12 protein-coding genes are annotated in these 13,853 nt (G+C 67.3%); 4 read left to right on the top strand and 8 right to left on the bottom strand.

What is annotated here, in order from left to right; all coding sequences use genetic code 11:
* Positions 1-220: 220 nt before the first annotated feature.
* A complete protein-coding gene (locus ACL00U_RS00915; protein WP_140449143.1) occupies positions 221-1,402 on the top strand; it encodes an MFS transporter in 1,182 nt (393 codons plus the stop codon).
* Between the two features lie 170 nt (positions 1,403-1,572).
* Positions 1,573-2,418 carry a ScbA/BarX family gamma-butyrolactone biosynthesis protein gene (locus tag ACL00U_RS00910; RefSeq protein WP_412873714.1) on the top strand — a complete coding sequence of 282 codons (846 nt, stop codon included), beginning with the start codon at positions 1,573-1,575 and terminating at the stop codon, positions 2,416-2,418.
* Here the strand turns inward: ACL00U_RS00910 and ACL00U_RS00905 are convergent.
* A complete protein-coding gene (locus tag ACL00U_RS00905; protein ID WP_056071576.1) occupies positions 2,405-3,052 on the bottom strand; it encodes a ScbR family autoregulator-binding transcription factor in 648 nt (215 codons plus the stop codon). The two genes, ACL00U_RS00910 and ACL00U_RS00905, sit on opposite strands and share 14 nt — an antisense overlap.
* A 3-nt stretch (positions 3,053-3,055) precedes the next feature.
* Between ACL00U_RS00905 and ACL00U_RS00900 the strand changes: the two genes are divergently transcribed.
* Complete coding sequence (locus tag ACL00U_RS00900; RefSeq protein ID WP_307357777.1) at positions 3,056-3,955, top strand: NAD-dependent epimerase/dehydratase family protein; 900 nt, start codon at positions 3,056-3,058, stop codon at positions 3,953-3,955.
* Here ACL00U_RS00900 and ACL00U_RS00895 read toward each other — a convergent pair.
* Positions 3,937-4,896, bottom strand: coding sequence for an EamA family transporter (locus ACL00U_RS00895; protein WP_412873713.1), 960 nt, complete (start codon positions 4,894-4,896; stop codon positions 3,937-3,939). The two genes, ACL00U_RS00900 and ACL00U_RS00895, sit on opposite strands and share 19 nt — an antisense overlap.
* Before the next feature lie 98 nt (positions 4,897-4,994).
* Between ACL00U_RS00895 and ACL00U_RS00890 the strand changes: the two genes are divergently transcribed.
* Positions 4,995-5,492 carry a MarR family winged helix-turn-helix transcriptional regulator gene (locus tag ACL00U_RS00890; RefSeq protein ID WP_140449141.1) on the top strand — a complete coding sequence of 166 codons (498 nt, stop codon included), beginning with the start codon at positions 4,995-4,997 and terminating at the stop codon, positions 5,490-5,492.
* Between the two features lie 52 nt (positions 5,493-5,544).
* On the opposite strand, the gene ACL00U_RS00885 is transcribed toward ACL00U_RS00890, so the two are convergent.
* The 6 genes from ACL00U_RS00885 to ACL00U_RS00860 all read right to left on the bottom strand — a co-directional run bounded on the left by ACL00U_RS00885 (position 5,545) and on the right by ACL00U_RS00860 (position 13,852).
* Positions 5,545-7,242 carry a phosphatase PAP2 family protein gene (locus ACL00U_RS00885; protein WP_412873712.1) on the bottom strand — a complete coding sequence of 566 codons (1,698 nt, stop codon included), beginning with the start codon at positions 7,240-7,242 and terminating at the stop codon, positions 5,545-5,547.
* 909 nt (positions 7,243-8,151) lie between these two features.
* Positions 8,152-9,417 (bottom strand): MFS transporter, encoded by a 1,266-nt coding sequence (locus tag ACL00U_RS00880; protein WP_262160739.1) that lies wholly within the window; start codon positions 9,415-9,417, stop codon positions 8,152-8,154.
* The gene (locus tag ACL00U_RS00875) at positions 9,417-10,565 is read right to left on the bottom strand and encodes an ATP-grasp domain-containing protein (RefSeq protein WP_412873711.1); all 1,149 of its coding nucleotides are present in this window, start codon (positions 10,563-10,565) and stop codon (positions 9,417-9,419) included. Before ACL00U_RS00875 ends, ACL00U_RS00880 begins: the two co-directional genes overlap by 1 nt.
* Complete coding sequence (locus ACL00U_RS00870; RefSeq protein ID WP_042536951.1) at positions 10,562-11,083, bottom strand: peroxiredoxin; 522 nt, start codon at positions 11,081-11,083, stop codon at positions 10,562-10,564. The genes ACL00U_RS00875 and ACL00U_RS00870 overlap by 4 nt, the downstream gene beginning before the upstream one ends.
* On the bottom strand, positions 11,080-12,357 hold the full coding sequence (locus ACL00U_RS00865) for an ATP-grasp domain-containing protein (protein WP_042536949.1): 1,278 nt from the start codon (positions 12,355-12,357) through the stop codon (positions 11,080-11,082). Before ACL00U_RS00865 ends, ACL00U_RS00870 begins: the two co-directional genes overlap by 4 nt.
* A complete protein-coding gene (locus tag ACL00U_RS00860; protein ID WP_263136975.1) occupies positions 12,350-13,852 on the bottom strand; it encodes an aminoglycoside phosphotransferase family protein in 1,503 nt (500 codons plus the stop codon). The genes ACL00U_RS00865 and ACL00U_RS00860 overlap by 8 nt, the downstream gene beginning before the upstream one ends.
* Between the last annotated feature and the right edge of the window lies 1 nt (position 13,853).

Here is a 13,853-nt window from a genome sequence, read left to right as displayed (position 1 = left end):
GCGATACGACAGCCCCCGGCTGCCGAGATGAACAAAACCGGCCAACCGGCTTGTTTGTCAAGAAAGGTCGGGAGAGTTCATCGCCGCGTTACGCCGATGAAACAAAGCCACGGTAGATCTCTGTGAACTCGTACAGTTGAAGTAGCGATTGGTGCTCAGATTGACAAAACCGGCCAATTGGCTTGTTTAATGCTGTTGCCACCCATCGGAAGGAAGCATCATGCCCATCGGACTCATCGCACTCGCCCTCGGCGGGTTCGGGATCGGCCTCACCGAGTTCGGCATCGTCGGACTCCTGCCGGAAGTCGCAGCTGACACCGGGGTCACCGAGCCCGTCGCTGGCTACCTCGTCTCCGGCTACGCTCTCGGCGTCGCAGTCGGAGCAATCGCGCTCACGGCGCTCGTCTACCGCCTCGAGCGCCGCAAGGTCTTGATCGGACTGATGGGGCTCTTCATCATCGGGAACCTGCTGTCCGCGATCGCACCCGACTACTCCGTGCTCCTCATCGGGCGGGTCATCGCCGCGCTGTGCCACGGAGCGTTCTTCGGCATCGGCGCCGTCGTCGCCGCGGACATGGTGCCGGCGAACAAGAAGGCCGGCGCGATCTCCCTGATGTTCGCTGGCCTCACGGCAGCGAACGTGCTCGGCGTGCCACTCGGTACGTTCCTCGGGCAGCAGCTCGGATGGCGGTCGACGTTCTGGGCGATCACGATCATCGGCGTCATCGCACTCGTCGGCATCCGCGCACTCGTCCCCATCACGCCGGGTGCGACCGGCTCCAGCCTCCGGACTGAGTTCGCCGTCTACCGACGCCCGCAGGTGTGGGTGTCAGCGGCAGCGAGTGTCTTCGCGTTCGGCGCCGTCATCGGCGCGTTCACCTACATCGCGTTCACCCTGACCGAGGTCACCGGCTTCTCCCAGAGCGCCGTCCCGTGGCTCCTGGTCCTGTTCGGCGTGGGAACCTTCATCGGCAACTTCGTGGGCGGGAAGCTCGCCGACCGGGCGCTCAACCCGTCGCTCATCGCGATCCTGGCCGTACTGACCGTCGTGCTCGTCGTCTTCGCGCTCACCGCGACGAATGCCATCGCGACCGTCGTGCTGCTGCTCCTCCTCGGCACCGTCGGACTGTCCACCGCTCCGGGCCTGCAAGTCCGCATGATGGCCTTCGCGGGGGACGCTCCCACGGTCGCTTCCGGGACGAACATCGCCGGGTTCAACATCGGCAACGCGATCGGCGCATGGCTGGGCGGCGCGACCATCGGCGCTGGCCTCGGGTTCACCTCGCCCCTCTGGGCGGGTGCTGGTCTCGCCGTGGTCGGCGTCGCTGTGCTCGCCGTCGGATCGATCCGACGCACCCGGAACGTCCCGACGTCGACCGCCCCGGTCGTCGTCACGCAGTGATGGACCGACTCGACTCCCCCGGCTGACCTCGGCCGGTCGACGCCCGCGCCGTGGGACCCGGCGCGGGCGTCGTGCACTCGCACCCCGCATCCCGTGTCCGGAGCGCCACAGAAGAACGGAACGCCATCATGCCTGTCGGAGAAGCACCACTCCTCACCCACGCACAGCTCGTGCCAGGGCGCCTCGTCCATCGCCGGGCGCTGTCCGACGTCCTCGTCACCGAAGCGCACGCCCTGGGCGATGACACGTTCATCGCAGGAGCCCAGTGGCCCCGCAACCACCGCCTCTTCGGGAGATCTACCGACGTCGACGTCTCCCTCGTCGCGGAGACGGTCCGACAGGTCACGATCTTCCTCGCGCACACCGAGTACGAAGTCCCTGCCGGGGACGCCTTCCTGATGGGGGCCATGCAGGTCGCCACCGTGAACCGGGTGATGAACGAGGTGGGGCCGGATCTCGCCGTCACCATCCGAGCGACGGAACTCCGTCGCTCGGCGCGCGGGCTCGCGTCGTTCGTCGTCGAGGCCGTGATTCGCGACGCCGACGGTGAGGTCGCCCGGGGGAACGCCAGCGCGCGCATCCTCGATCAGCGGACCTACGCCAGGACACGTCGGGGCCGCACCGCACCGCTGGTCGTCAACGGTTCTGGTCCGGGGCGAGACACACTCGACGTGATCGCCCCGACTCCGCGACCCGGAGTCTCGATGCTCGTCGTCAACACCGCGGAGACGGCCTTCTTCGATCATCCGCTCGATCACGTTCCGGGGATGCTCCTCATCGAAGCGGCCCGTCAAGCGATCCGAGCTGACGGGGGTCCGGCGCTGGCCGGCCTCGATGCGGTGTTCGACGCCGTCGTGGAGTTGGACGAGCCGTGCGTGATCGTCGTCGAGCGGCATCGCGATGACTGGCTCGTGCGCTTCGAGCAAAGTGGGGAGATCCGGACGTCGATCATCGGGCGCCGCGCAGCATCGAGGGCAACATCGGAGGCGGCGCTCGTCGAGGTCAGCGCCGGATGAGCGAGAGCACTGCCGAGCACGAGTCCGATCGCTCGGGCACGACGATCCCGGGCAACAGGATCTCCCACATCTCACGAACGCGCTCGAACAGGTCCTGCCGATCGTGCAGGGTGTCGGACACCAACTGCACCCCTGTGTACGCCGGAACGACGAAACGGGCAAGCCGTACGGAATCGATGTCGGGCCGCAGATCGCCCTGCTCCACGGCCAAGGCGATCAGGTTCTCGAACGTCGCCATCCAGTCACGGTACGGCGCGACGTTGGAGAGCGAGCTCGCTGAGCCGTCGGTGGTGAGGCGGATACCAGCGCTGACGACCCCGTCGCTGACCAGTTGGCGGGCAAGACCGGTGCACATGCGGATCATGGCCTCGAAGGCCGAAGACGCCTTCGCGATGGCCACCTCTGCGTCGACTCGCGCGACCCGGTGCTGCTCCACGATGACCGCGTCTGCGATCTCTTCCTTGGAGCGGAAGTGGAAGTACATGGCGCCGCGGGTCACTCCGGCTTCGTCCGCGATCTGGTCGAGCGAAGCGCCCGCGTACCCTCGGCGCTCGAACACCTTGGCTGCACCGCGGACGACAGCGGCCCGCGTCTGCAGCGCCCGCTCCTGCGTCGGCTCGGTCCTGGTGCTCATCTGATGTCGATCGTAGCTGACGGCCGTCGGGAAGCGACCAGACCGACGGGCGCGAAACGGGTTGCCGTCACCGGCAGCACGGGATTCATCGGTCGGCACGTCGTCTCGGCGCTCAGGGCGCGCGGGATCGAGTCGATGGCATTGGATCATGCCACGTTCGATGACGAAGGTCGACGACGACGAGCGTTCGAGGGGGTCGATGCGGTCGTGCACTGCGTCTCGGCGGTTTCCGGCTCATCCGCGGCGATCCGTGCAGCGAACGTCGATGCGACCCGGGTTCTCGTACGGTCCTCACGCGCCGCCGGCGTGGACCGCGTCATCGCCGTGTCGACGGCTGCGGTCACCGGGATCGGACCGCATCGTGGAGCCTCGGGCACTGCTACACCGCACACGTCGTCGCCGGTCAGCCGCGCTCGCGCGGAGGGCGAACAGATCCTTGCCGAGGCCGGCGCGATCATCGTCCGCCCGAACATCGTCTGGGGCGCTGGCGATCGCTGGGCGGTGCCGACGATCGCACGCATCGCCGCAGGGTCGAACGACGAGACCTCGACCTGGCAGGCAGTCGTGTCCGCGGTCGGGGTGCGTGACCTCGCAGAAGGCCTTGTCGGCATCGCGGCGAGCGCCCACGCGACGCCGATCGGGCCCCTGGTCCTGCATGCGGACGCGCCGACGCCGATCCCGGTCAGCGCCATCGTGGAGTGGGTCCGGGAACACGTCCTGACCTCCGCCGAACCGCGCGGACCGCTGCCGCGCCTGAGCGATCACCAGCGCTCGATGCTCGAAGTCGACAACTGGTTCGACGGGTCGGCGTTCTGGCGAGCAGCGGGTGTCCCCGCGCCAGAGCCGTTCCAGCCGCTGCCGACCGACGCGGAGTGGTACCGCGATCACATCCTCACGACGTAGCCGTCGAGGTCGTCTTCCCCGGTCCCGGTGCTGCGACCTCGTGGCCGCCCGCTCTGCGGGCCCCGGCTCGGAGGCCCGAGCTGCCCGCCGAGGGAGCCGAGGAGCGCGACGACGAAGCCGACGATCTGCAGCGGCGACAGCGCCTGGCCGAGGACGACCCACCCGAGCACCGCAGCGGTCAACGGGCTGAGGACGCCCAGCAACGCGATCCGGGCCGACGGCAGCGCCCGTGCGCCTCGGAACCAGACGCTGTAGGCCAGGGCCCCACCGACCAGCGTGAGCCAGGCGTACCCCACGTACCCGGCGGCGGTCGGTTCCCACGGTCCGCTGTCGACGAACGGGAGGAGCGGGGCGATCACCACTCCCCCGGCGATGAGTTGCCATGCGGTCGAGGTCAGGGGGTGCGTGCCCTCCGGGGTGCCCCACCGACGAGTGAGCAGGAGCCCCAACGCCATGGACACCGTCCCGAGCGCCGCCGCCCCGAGCCCGAGCACGTCGAACACCGCATCTCCGCTGAGGGAGACGAGCGCGACGCCCACCAGGGCCACGACGCCCCACACCACGTGGGCGATCGCGGGCCGCCCCCACCGCAGCGCCACGGTCAGTGCCACGACGACGAGCGGCTGGAGCGCACCGACGATGGCCGCCAGGCCTCCCGGCAACCGGTCGGCCGCGACGAACAGCAGCGGGAAGAAGCACCCGATGTTGAGCATGCCGAGCACGAACGTCCGGAGGCGCCAGCCCCGCGGTGGGACTCCCGGCCGGAGCGCGAGCAGCAGCAGACCGGCGGGGAGTGCACGCAGGACGCTCGCCGTCATCGGGTGATCAGCGGGCAGGAGCTCCGTGGTGACCACGTAGGTGGATCCCCAGACGATCGGCGCCACGGCCGCGGTGAGCGTGATGCCGGCCGACGCGGACGTGGATCGGGAGCGGTCGGTCATCTGCACACCGTGTTTCCTTCAGGCTGAACTTCTCAACGTTGAGACATTATGGCCCCGATAGGCTCGCGTCAAACAGTTCAGCGTGAAGGAGTGCTCCGATGGAGGATGCCGTCGATCGAGTCCTGGCCCAGTGGAGCCGGGAGCGACCAGACCTCGACGTCCGCGCGATGGCCGTCATCGGGCGGATCGGGCGCGCCGAAGCGATCCTCGACCGCAGGGTCGGTGCCGTCCTCGCCGAGCACGACCTGCTGCCGGGCGAGTTCGACCTCCTCGCGACCCTCCGACGTGCGGGATCACCGCACCGACTGGCCGTCGGACAGATGCTCGCCTCGACGATGGTGACCTCCGGGGCCGTCACGAACCGCTTGAACCGGCTCGTCGCGAAGGGCTTCGTCACGCGGCAGACCGACCCCTCGAACCGACGCAGCGTGCTGGTCACGTTGACCGATCACGGGCTGACGGTGGTGGACGCAGCGTTGGCCCGGCACGTCGAGAACGAACGGGAGCTCCTCGGCACGCTGAGCAGCGACGAGGAGCAGCAGCTGGCCGGGCTCCTCCGGAAGCTGCTGCTCGGCCTCGGTGACGGGGCGGACTGAGCACAGCCCGCCGTGGCCACCGGCCCCGGAGAGTCGCCTGACGCGCTCCGTCTCAGGCGGCGCCGTGGCCCCGGCCGTGGCCGTGCTTCGTCGCGTTGGCGTTGACGAGGTGCAGTTCGTTGCCGTGGCGCTCCAACACGGGCTTGTACCCGGCGGGCAGGCCGGCGACGCGGACCCTGCTGAAGCTCGAGCCCTTCGCGATCCGGTCCGCCGTGATCAGGACCACGTCGTTCGCCACGGCCGTGCCCTTGGCAACGTGCACCCGCAGCGTCCCGCCGAACGACGCCGTGCCATCGACGCGCATGGCTGGACGGGACCCGGAGACGCTCAGCGACAGTGCGGCGTGCGAGCGCTGCGTCAGGTTGCCGCCGATTCGGATCACCCTGGTGCTGGCATCGGCGAGCGTGCCGGAGACAGTGGTCACCGACCCCTTGCCCAGGGCAGCAGCGGAGTTGGCGGTCAGCGTCCCACCGCGGACGATGGTGCCCCCGGTGTAGCGGTTCGAGCCGGCGAGGGCGAGGGTGCCGGTGCCGCGCTTCGTCAACGACCCGGTGCCGCCGATGGCGTTGCGCCAGGTGTCGGCGGCGTTCAGGCCCTTGTCGGCGGCGTTCATCGAGACCGAGACCGCACTGTCGAACGCTCCGTAGCCGGACGCTGCCGAGAACAGATCGAGTCGCCCCCACCCTTCCGCATCGTCCAGCAGGGGGTAGCCCGACGGCAGCGCGGTCGTCCGGAGCACCTCTCGGATCTGGGCGTCGCTGAGGTACGGCAGGCGGGTCCGCAGGAGCGCTTCAGCACCCTTCGGCACCGTGGCCGGGGTGGTCTTCGCGCCGGTGCGCGTGAACCCGTACGTCAGACGCCCGCGGTAGTCCTTCTTGTCCGCTGCGTAGTCCGCGTACCGATCGACCGCGCTCGGGCCGGCTGCGGCGAGGACCTTCTCCGCCTGCTGGTGCGCCTGCTGCTCGAGCTGCGTGTTGGCCGGGTCGTTCAGGACGGCCGCTGCCAGCGCAGTCGCCAGGACCCGTCCGCCCATGACGTCGAGCGGCGAGTGCATCCCCGCGACGATCCGACTGTTGCCGATCTCCGAGCCGTTGGTGAGGAGCTCGGTGTACTTCTCCGGGTACGCGTACGCGAAGGCCAGAGATGCCAGGTAGCCGGCGTTGGTGTGTCCACTGGGGAAGCCGCCGTCGGTGGCGGGCGTCGGGGACTTCTCGGGGACGAGCTGCGGCAGCACCTTGACGTCCTGGCTCTGCCGGTACGGCCGCGGGTACTGGTAGTACTTCTTCGCGTTGCTGGCAGAGGAGTAGTCGCCCCGCAGCGTGTTCACCAGCTGGACGACGTCGCCGAGCTCCGAATCGGTGTCCGCCCACGAGCCCTTCGCGTTGCCCTGGTCGACGTACTGCTTCGTCGTGGCGTCCGCCGGGATCTCGTCGGGGATCGTCGTGCCCGCGTTCGTCGCGGTCCGCACCGCGTCGGACAGGTCACCGAAACCCGCGATGGCCGAGTAGCTCTGGTTCCGTCGGTCGATCAGGTACGCCTCGTGCCCCTGCGCATCCGTGCGGGTCTGCGTGGTCCGCGCTGCCTGCGCGATGTTCGAGTCCAGGATCCGCTGCGCTGCAGCGCTGGTGGCGACGCCGTTGTCCCACGACGATCCCGGGCGCCACAGGTTGCCGAACTGCGACAGCACCCCGGTCGCGGCGTTCGTCTCCGGCGTCGTGGCCGCAGGGGTGTTCGTCTTGTAGGTGCCCACGAAGTACCCGTAGGCGCCTGGACGCGGCGCGGTCCGCGATGTCGCCGCAGATGCGCCCGCCGGAGCGATCAAGGACACGGCGCACGCCACCGCCAGGACCCCCATCACCGTGCGGGCCCGACGTCTCGGAACAGCGATCAGGAACCGGCGCATGGCGTTCTCTCCACTCGAAGCGTGGTCACACGATTCGGTGACACAAAGCAGAAGCGTGGCGCAGGCGCGTGAACCGGAAGTGGCACCTGCGTGAATCGCTGCCGTACTCGCTGCTGCTGGTCACGACGGAACCACGCCGGGTCCATCGCCGAACAACAGAAGAGCCTCAGCTCCCCGTCTGACCGGGGATCTGAGGCTCTTCTGGATGGCGGGTCGTTTGCAAGTCGCGCGGAGGCCGGAGTTCATGGGCATCCGCGGTGTTTGGTCTGCCGCTGCCAGCTGGGTTTCACCTGGGTCTGACTCGATTTTCCCTCCTCAGAGGAAACCCTGGTCAGTCCTGATCAGCATCGGTCGCCGCGCTGTCGGACTCGCGCGCGATGGTGCTGCATCACGCTGTCCGCTCCGCAGAGGTCGGAGTTCATGCGCGCTACGTCGTCGGGTACCGAGTTCCACGAGCTCTCGGAACACCGACGCCACGCGCCTTGACAATCGGTACCGGCGTAGGCCGCTGTGTGACGGCTCTATCCCTGTGCGCCACGGCGGTCCGACAGCCGAGGAGCGTGACGCGTTGCGCCGGCGTCGGTTGACCGCAGACGAACCCCACCTGGCGACATGGGGACTGACTTGGAGGACGGAGTCGGTGGCGGTCGGAGCGGTTGAATCTGCGCTGCTTCTCACGTTCATCGGCTCTCGTGTTCATCGCGGCAAGGGTGAGGTCAGTCGGTGCACCTTCGCGCACGACAACCGGATGGCCGGTCAAGGAAGCTGCGGACCGATGTGATTCAACGTCTTGTCGAGGTCCTTTCTGACGGACCACAGCTGTGTTGCGTAGATGATCGTGCCTGCTGCCATCGCGAGGACGATGGTGATGAGCGCCCAACGCGGCCCACAAGTGGCAATCAGGGCCGACGAAAGCAGACCGCCGAAGCCGAGCGCACCGTATGCGAAGAAGCGGTAGACGGCTCCGACTCGGCTTCGCATGTCGGCGGACGCTCGGTGCTGGCGCACTGATACCGCGATGACGTTGTAGACGACGAGCCCGGCACCGTATGTGAAGAAGACAACCACGATGGTTGATCCGCTCGTGACGGAGTGCCCACTGACGGTGATCAACAGGAGGGGTGCGAGGGTGGCGGCACCCATCCACCCGAGCATCGTCGCCGTGGGGCGCCGCGGGCCACGGCCGCGCATGATCGCTGCTGCGAGAACAGCTCCCGCCCCAGATGAGGCAAGGAGCAAACCCAACATGCTCGCACTGAGGTTGAGTTCACGATTCCCGTACACCAGGAAAGTAGTGATGAGCGCCTGTTCGAGCAGGTTGAATGCGGTCCCCGCAGCGAGGAGACGGACGAGCACCCGATCGCTGAAGCTGAACCGGATTCCCTCCCACAGACGTCCGAAGACGTTCGGCCGAGAGCCTCCGGTCCGTTCCGGTCGGGGCGATGCGGCTCGTGCCGGGGCGAAAACGGCGCAGGCAATTGCGTACGTGGCTGCGATCACGAGAAGCGCGACGAACGGCTGGCTGAGCCCCACGAGGAAGCCAGCCAGGGACGGCCCCACGACCTGCGCTACGGAGTACGTGAGTTGCACGCGACCGTTCGCCGCGATCAGCCGGCTCGGTGCAACGAGTTGCGGAACGATCCCTTGAACGGCGACATCGAACGCCGCGGTGAACGTCCCCGCCACGAACACACCCGCGAGCAGCACCGGCAATCCGAGTTGGTCGATCGCCGCAAGCCAGCCGAGGATCCCAAACACCATTGCCCGACCCGCATGGCCGACGAGCATCGGAGTCGATTTCGATGTGCCGTCGATCCAGGCCCCGAACAGCAACGTGAAGAGCATCACCGGCAAGAATTGAGCGAAGGAGATGAGCCCGATCTGCGCGTTCGGGATGTGCATGGCGAGAGCGATCAGCGGCATCGCGGCCTCGCCCACACGAGCGGCCATCTGCGAAGCGGATTGGCTCCAGGCAAAATGCCCGAACGCGCGGTCGACCGTGGCGCGGGGCCGTGCGCCCATCACTCGACCGTGATGCGCACAGCTCGGGCAAGCCGCTCTGCTCGCTCCGCGGCCTCATCCGCGCTCGCCGCCGCGACGACGACACGACCCGCCCGAGAATCAGACGTGAGCACAGGTGGGACGCGGTCACCCACAGCGACGGTGACGACAATCTCCGCGTCGGCGGGCGTCGAGGGCAGCGTGATCCCGGCCACGTTGCCAGCGGACGCGACAATGAAACGGACGGCAGCTGCTGACGATCGGCTGGGCCGAAGGTCGGGGGACCCACCCAGCGCTGTGTTGATCGTCTGCTCGAGAAGATCGACTCCTGTGGACATCCGAACGAGGTCACGGATCTTGTCGCCCCCGATTCGATCATGCGATTCGATGATCCGCGGGCCACGGTTGGTGAGTTTCACTTCAGTGTGCGATGGCCCGGTCTGGAAACCAACGAGCGTCAAGAACTCGCGGACGTAGTCGACCATCAGCGATCGATCGGCATCAGTGATCCGGGCTGGGATGACGTGAGCGACTTCGACGAACGTTTCTGCGTCGGTCTGCTTCTCGGTCACGGCCACGACATGGTGCGTCCCCTCGACGGTGAAGCCTTCGACGCTGAACTCCGGACCGTCGAGGAACTCCTCCACGATCCACGGGCCGTCCCCGGTGTCCGTCATCCGGTCCCAGACCTCCGCGAGGTGGTTGTTACTCTCCAGGCGCAGGATCCCGACGCTCCCCGATCCGCTCACGGGTTTGACGATGAGCGGCGAGCCGGCCTCGTCCGCTGCAGCCTCGAGATCCGCTCGACCGTCGACGTTCCAACTCCTCACCGCGAAGCGTCCGTCAGCTGCCAAGCGCGCTCGCATCGCCGCCTTGTCGCGGAGCGTCGTCCCGACGCTCGGCGGGTTACCGATCACTCCGAGCTCGCTCGCTAGCCGAGCTGCGAGGACCAGCCCGGTCTCGGTGAGCGAGAGAACCGCCGCAAACGGCTCCTGATCATGGGAACGTCGAACTCGCTCGACGATATCGTGCTCATCCGCCTCGATTCGGGCGAGGACCTGCCCCAGGTGTTCCCTCTCGCCGTCCACCACGACGGCGAGCTCGTACCCGCGGTCCGCGATCCGGGCCTCGAGTGCTGGAGTGCCAGCTACGACGAGAACCCGCGTCACGCGGCTCCTCCCATTTGGTGGACGGCTCGGAGAACGTCTTCGACGTGGTGCGAGGGATCGTCATCGGCAACTAGCACGTCGACGACGACGCCACTGACGATCAAGAGCGTCACACGCCGGTAGAGCACGGAACCCTCGAACTCGAACGTGGCAAGTCCGAGTGCGTCGCGGAGCACCAGTCCCGTGTCACTGACCAACGGGTACGGCAGATGCAGGCGGGATGCAGCCTCGAGCTGATAGTCAGTCGTCTGGGTGGAGCACCCCACCACATCCCACCCGATGCCAGCGAACTCGTCGCGGAGATCCCGGAACGAGCATGCCTCGGCAGTGCACCCCTTCGCCCCCGGGATCGCAGCCCACGCCGGTGAGTCCGATTCTGCAGGATCGCCGGTCCTCGGATAGACGAAGACGACACGATGAGCGCCCTCATTCGATCCAAGGTCGAGAAGACCGCCGGACGTTGACTCGAATGACTGGGTGGGTAGCCGCCGGCCGATGAGATCGTCACGACTGGTCATACGAGGGCCTCCGCAGGCTTCCGGTCCGGGATTCGTTCAACTTCTAGGCGGTACGCCGCCCGGACTTGTCGGATCCGGTCGTTCACGGTCGCCGCCGATGTGTCCGGGACGTCGAGAAACACGATCCCGGTTGTCGACGAGCTGTGCATGCGCGAACTGATCGTGTCTCCGACAGAGGCGTGCATGTCCACGAGTCGAACGCCGTCGATGTTCGCGAAGTCCTCGGCTGTGGACAGTGCAACAACCCTCCCGGGCTCCGTCGGGAGGCTCGTCCACATCAACATCGCCGGGTGGGACCCGTCAGCCGTGAAGGAGACCGGGCGTCCGAGTGACAGCAGCATGAAAGCTTCCCACAGGTCGACCCCAGTCGAGAGTCGCGCGCTGTCGACCACGCCTGCACCCCCGGGGCGGCAGGCGATCTCCCCGAGGAGAATTCCGTCGTCGGTCACCAACGCCTCCATGTGTGTGACAGCGTCTCGCACACCGAGAACGCTCACCACCCGCTCGTGGAGTGCTCGGACCTCGCCGGAGCGGCGGTCAGTGGAACTGATGGTCGAGGCACCCACCATCGTTCCGATACCCCCGATAAGTGGTGCGTGGTACTGCGAAGCGATCGCGAAGCGGACCTCGCCGTCGATGATCACGCCGTCGCAGGTGATCTCTTGCCGGACGGGCAGGAAGGCCTCCACGGCGAGGAGCTTGGGAGGATCCACCAACACCCCGGCCGACTCTGCGTCCAGCAGTGCGTCGAGGTCCGCTTCGGACTCGAGCACGTGTGTGTTCATCGAACCGGTTCCGAAGGCGGGTTTCACGATCACCGGGAACCCGAGCTCCTGGGCTGCCGCACGTAACTGCTCGGCACCGACAGCGCCGCGGAACGGGGCGACCGGGACGCCGGCAGCGAGCAGGCGTTGTTTCATGGCGACCTTGTTGGTCAGCAGGTTCGCGGTCTCGAATGGCACGCCGGGGAGGGAGAGGATGCTCCGGACGAAGCCGCCAGCCGGCATGCTCCGTTCCGATGGCGACACGACAGCCCGGACGCCGTGTTCAGCAGCCAGTTCGAGGACTATCTGCAGGACGGCGGCCGCGTCGCCGACGTCGTGAACGAAGTGCAGTGGGGTCGATCCGGGGTACAGGTCGCGGTACGCCACCTCAGTGATGACATGCACCGAACCTGCTGGGACGTGCTCCGTCAAGCGGCTAAGGGCCTCGACCTTTCCGGTGTTGATGAGGACGATGACGCCGGCGCCGGCGCCGGGTTCACGCTCATGCATGGACGGACTCCTTATTGGATGTGTTTCGATCCAGAGCGCCCAGGCCGCGTTCCAGGAACCAGAGCGTCCCGACCATCGTGCTTCCCCAGCTGTTTCGACTCGGTAGTGCTTCGGGGTACCGAAGCCACCCAATCAACGCGTTGGCGGCGCCGATCAAGAGCCGAGCTCTCGCGACATCGAGGTCCACTTCCCCGATCGACGCGATGCGTTTCACGAGGCGATCCTCAAGCGCAGAGATCCGTTCCGAGTCAGGCGGGGCCCCCTGGAAACGCACCGTTCCGTCTTGGACATCGAATGCGTGGAACGGTGTCCGATCCGAGCCGGTCTCGACCGCTCGAAGTACTGCGCTCATCGGCCAGACGCTGTGGAACAAGGTCGCGAAGTCGTACGCAGGATCGCCGCGCCCTTCATCAGGTCGGCGATTGCCGTCCCAAACTGTCCGCGGGTCGATGAACACGGGTTCACCACTCTCATTCTGAAGCAGATTCTTCAGGTGCGGGTCACCGTGCACGATGCTGTTCCGTACGGGCATGATGGCCGCAGTTCGGCGCAGCATCGGCACCAATTCGTGGAGGCCTCGGAGACGTTCGCCGTCCGGACCGATCCACGGATTCGCCAGCAGCGTGTCGAGGTTGGTCTCGGGGAACGCTCGCCGAGCGGCCTGCTCGAATCCGGGATGCTGTGGGATCGTCTCGAACCGCTCCTGGTACACGTACTTGGCGACGAAGGGCTCACCAGGAGCGTCCGTCGTTTCGTGCAGCGATGCGAGTGCCTCGATGAAGGGGGCGATGATCGTGTCGCTCTCGGCGTTCAGTTCGGTGCGGTCGTCGTCTGCGAACAGCGCCTCGTCGAGTGTTGCTGGGCGAGCGGCGTCCATGAAGACCACCGCTACCGGCGGGTCCACGATCATGCCTGCAATGGTCGGAAACAGCGAGGGGCCCTTTCCGAGCTCGTCCCCCACACGGCTCATGAAGGCGACCTCGGAAGAGACGATGTCGGTCGGGCCGACCTTCGCGACGAATGCCCCTCCGTCGGTTTCGACCCTGGCGATGAGGGCCGAATCCGCACCGGGACGGTACCGGTCCGAAACGCAGGCAATGCCGAGTCCGCAGCCGGCCGCCCAGTGCGCGAGCAACGCGTCTTGGACGGTGGTCACCACCTCGACGTCAGGAACGCGGGCAGACCAAGACCACCGGCCCACCAGTGAACGATCGGGCGCGATCAGCACACCCCGATGACTCACGGACCCCTCACGCCCTTCGACCTCCGAGTGTTCCCAGACGGTTCCTTCCGGCATGCGGGCGACCGAGACCTGTGCACTCCCCGGGAGGTCTCGCGTCGAGGCGACCGCGACCTCGACGCCGAGTGCGCCGAGTTCGACGGCGATCGCGCTAGCCCAGGTCTCAGTTGATCGGCCGGCTTCGGTGACGACGTCTCTGGTCTCGTCCACCACCACGGCAGCCAAGACCAGTTCCCACGTCTGATCCTTCTCCACC

The sequence above is a fragment of the Curtobacterium poinsettiae genome (assembly GCF_047226435.1).
Classification (GTDB): domain Bacteria; phylum Actinomycetota; class Actinomycetes; order Actinomycetales; family Microbacteriaceae; genus Curtobacterium; species Curtobacterium poinsettiae.
This window is presented reverse-complemented; position numbering and strand designations above follow the sequence as displayed.